We start from the raw sequence: 2,691 nt of genomic DNA, 5'->3' as shown, positions 1-2,691 counted from the left end.
CGCCGAGCCTGCGCAACATCGTCAAGGAGCTGGTGCGCGATCTCGGCGAGGCGCCGGCGACCGGCGACCTGTCCGGCTGGGCCGCGCAGGGCGTGCTGCTGCTGAACACGACGCTGACCGTCGAGCAGGCCGCGCCCGCGAGCCATGCGCGCCATGGCTGGGAGCCGCTGACCGAGCGCATCGTCGCCGCGGTCGCGGGCCGGCGCCGGCCCTGCGTCTACCTGCTGTGGGGTGCGCATGCCCAGCAGTTCGCGCCGCTGATCCGCGAGCAGGGCGGGCCGGATGCGCTGGTGCAGGCCTCCAACCACCCGTCGCCGCTGTCGGCGCGGCGCCCGCCGGTGCCCTTCATCGGCAACGGGCACTTCGGTGCCGCCCAACAGCACCTGAAGGCCCACGGCGGCGCGATCGACTGGAGCCGGTGAGGCTCCGCCGGCCCAGCGTCAGTTGAAGTAGTAGCTGACGTAGAAGCCGACGTGGCTGCCGTCGTATTCCGGCGCGGTCGAATAGCCCTTCAGCGTGAACTTCTCGTGCACCGCACGCAGCTTCAGCGCGACCGCGGGGCTCACGAAGTACTCGCCCTCGACCACCACGCCGGTCGACGAGTCGAACTCGACATTGCCCACGTCGAGGGCGCCGCTGGACGAGAACTTCGCGTTCTGCGACCAGCGCAGCCCGCCGCCGAGGCGCCATTGGTCGTTCAGGTCCCAGTGGCCCAGCACCTCGACGGGGTAGCGCTCGAAGGTCTTGCGGCCATCGTCGCCGAAGCGCGTCTCGCCGCGGATCGTCTGGAAGTGGTAGCCGACGCTGATCTGCGCCGAGAACGGGCTGTCGAAATGCACGTCGACGCCGGCCTTCACGTCGACCAGGCCGCCGGCGCGGATCGACGTGCTGTGGCCGTCCTCGAACTCGACCGAGTCGAGCTTGTCGCCGCCCCAGGTCAGGCCGAGGCCCACGAACGGGCGAATCCGCACGCCGGGGCCCGGGCCGGTGTCGGACGGGTACGGGGTCTGTGCCTGGGCGGAGGCCGACAACGCGAGCACCGCGGCGGCCAGGATGGTCTTCGTCATGGGGTTCTCTCCTCCGGATCACCCGCGGAAATGCCGGGGGCGGGCGCGATTATCCGGGCGTCGATGGGGGTGGCGAGGCCATTTTTTGCGGCCTCGGTTTGCCAGTGTCCCCAACTCGATGTATAGTCCCGAGTTCGCCGCGGAGGGGTGCCCGAGTGGCTAAAGGGGGCAGACTGTAAATCTGTTGGCTTACGCCTACGCTGGTTCGAATCCAGCCTCCTCCACCACGGCGAAACATATTCTGCAAGTTGCTAGACAGTTGTTGCAAGACCGTTCCGGTGCGGGCCTCGATGAGGGGCTTGGCCGGGGCGGGTGGGGCTCCCGGGCGGGAGTAGTTCAATGGTAGAACCCTAGCCTTCCAAGCTAATGACGCGGGTTCGATTCCCGTCTCCCGCTCCACAAGGTGTCGTCAGAGGCTTGACTGCCAGAGGTTGTCAGCCCTGTGTCGACAGGACACAAGAGACCTGCCCATGTGGCTCAGTGGTAGAGCACTCCCTTGGTAAGGGAGAGGTCGCGCGTTCGATCCGCGCCATGGGCACCAGTTCTTCAAGTACCGTTTTCAGCACTGTCAATCTCGACCGCTAGGAGCACGAAAAATGGCAAAAGGCAAATTCGAGCGGACCAAGCCGCACGTGAACGTTGGGACGATCGGTCACGTGGACCATGGCAAGACGACGCTGACGGCGGCGATCACGACGGTGCTGTCGGCGAAGTTCGGCGGCGAAGCGAAGGCGTACGACCAGATCGACGCGGCGCCGGAAGAGAAGGCACGCGGCATCACGATCAACACGGCACACGTCGAGTACGAGACGGCGAACCGCCACTACGCACACGTCGACTGCCCGGGGCACGCCGACTACGTGAAGAACATGATCACCGGTGCGGCGCAGATGGACGGCGCGATCCTGGTGGTGTCGGCCGCTGACGGCCCGATGCCGCAGACGCGCGAGCACATCCTGCTGGCCCGCCAGGTGGGCGTGCCGTACATCATCGTGTTCATGAACAAGTGCGACATGGTCGATGACGCCGAGCTGCTGGAGCTCGTCGAGATGGAAGTGCGCGAACTGCTGGACAAGTACGACTTCCCGGGCGACAAGACGCCGATCATCCACGGCAGCGCGAAGCTGGCGATGGAAGGCGACAAGGGCGAGCTGGGCGAGCAGGCGATCTTCAAGCTGGCCGATGCGCTGGACAGCTACATCCCGACGCCGGAGCGYGCGATCGACGGCGCATTCCTGATGCCGGTGGAAGACGTGTTCTCGATCTCGGGTCGCGGCACGGTGGTGACGGGCCGCATCGAGCGCGGCGTGGTGAAGGTCGGCGAAGAAATCGAGATCGTCGGTATCTMGGTGACGSAGAAGACGACCTGCACGGGCGTGGAAATGTTCCGCAAGCTGCTGGACCAGGGTCAAGCCGGCGACAACGTCGGCATCCTGCTGCGCGGCACCAAGCGCGAAGACGTGCAGCGCGGCCAGGTGCTGTGCAAGCCGGGCAGCATCAAGCCGCACACGCACTTCACGGCCGAGGTGTACGTGCTGAGCAAGGAAGAAGGCGGCCGCCACACGCCGTTCTTCAACAACTACCGCCCGCAGTTCTACTTCCGCACGACGGACGTGACCGGCGC

At 66.4% G+C, this 2,691-nt stretch carries 3 protein-coding genes and 3 tRNA genes; 5 read left to right on the top strand and 1 reads right to left on the bottom strand.

The genetic code is table 11. The features are described from left to right. The coding region (locus AC1D01_RS29065) for a uracil-DNA glycosylase family protein (RefSeq protein WP_477872602.1) at window positions 1-422 on the top strand (422 nt) is incomplete at its 5' end. A gap of 18 nt (window positions 423-440) precedes the next feature. Here AC1D01_RS29065 and AC1D01_RS29060 read toward each other — a convergent pair. Then, the gene (locus AC1D01_RS29060) at window positions 441-1,067 is read right to left on the bottom strand and encodes an outer membrane beta-barrel protein (protein WP_477872600.1); all 627 of its coding nucleotides are present in this window, start codon (window positions 1,065-1,067) and stop codon (window positions 441-443) included. A 141-nt stretch (window positions 1,068-1,208) separates the two neighbouring features. Between AC1D01_RS29060 and AC1D01_RS29055 the strand changes: the two genes are divergently transcribed. The 4 genes from AC1D01_RS29055 to tuf all read left to right on the top strand — a co-directional run. Further along, window positions 1,209-1,294, top strand: a tRNA-Tyr gene (locus AC1D01_RS29055). Between the two features lie 98 nt (window positions 1,295-1,392). Beyond that, window positions 1,393-1,466 (top strand) — tRNA-Gly (locus AC1D01_RS29050). 67 nt (window positions 1,467-1,533) lie between these two features. Next, window positions 1,534-1,608: transfer RNA gene (locus AC1D01_RS29045), tRNA-Thr, on the top strand. Window positions 1,609-1,663: 55 nt separating this feature from the next. Further along, on the top strand, window positions 1,664-2,691 hold a 1,028-nt coding region (tuf, locus tag AC1D01_RS29040; protein ID WP_477872598.1), incomplete at its 3' end, for an elongation factor Tu.

The organism is Rhizobacter sp. P3_B12, assembly GCF_056402895.1.
The sequence above is the reverse complement of the archived record's forward strand: the minus strand, read 5'-3'. Positions and strand labels throughout refer to the sequence as shown.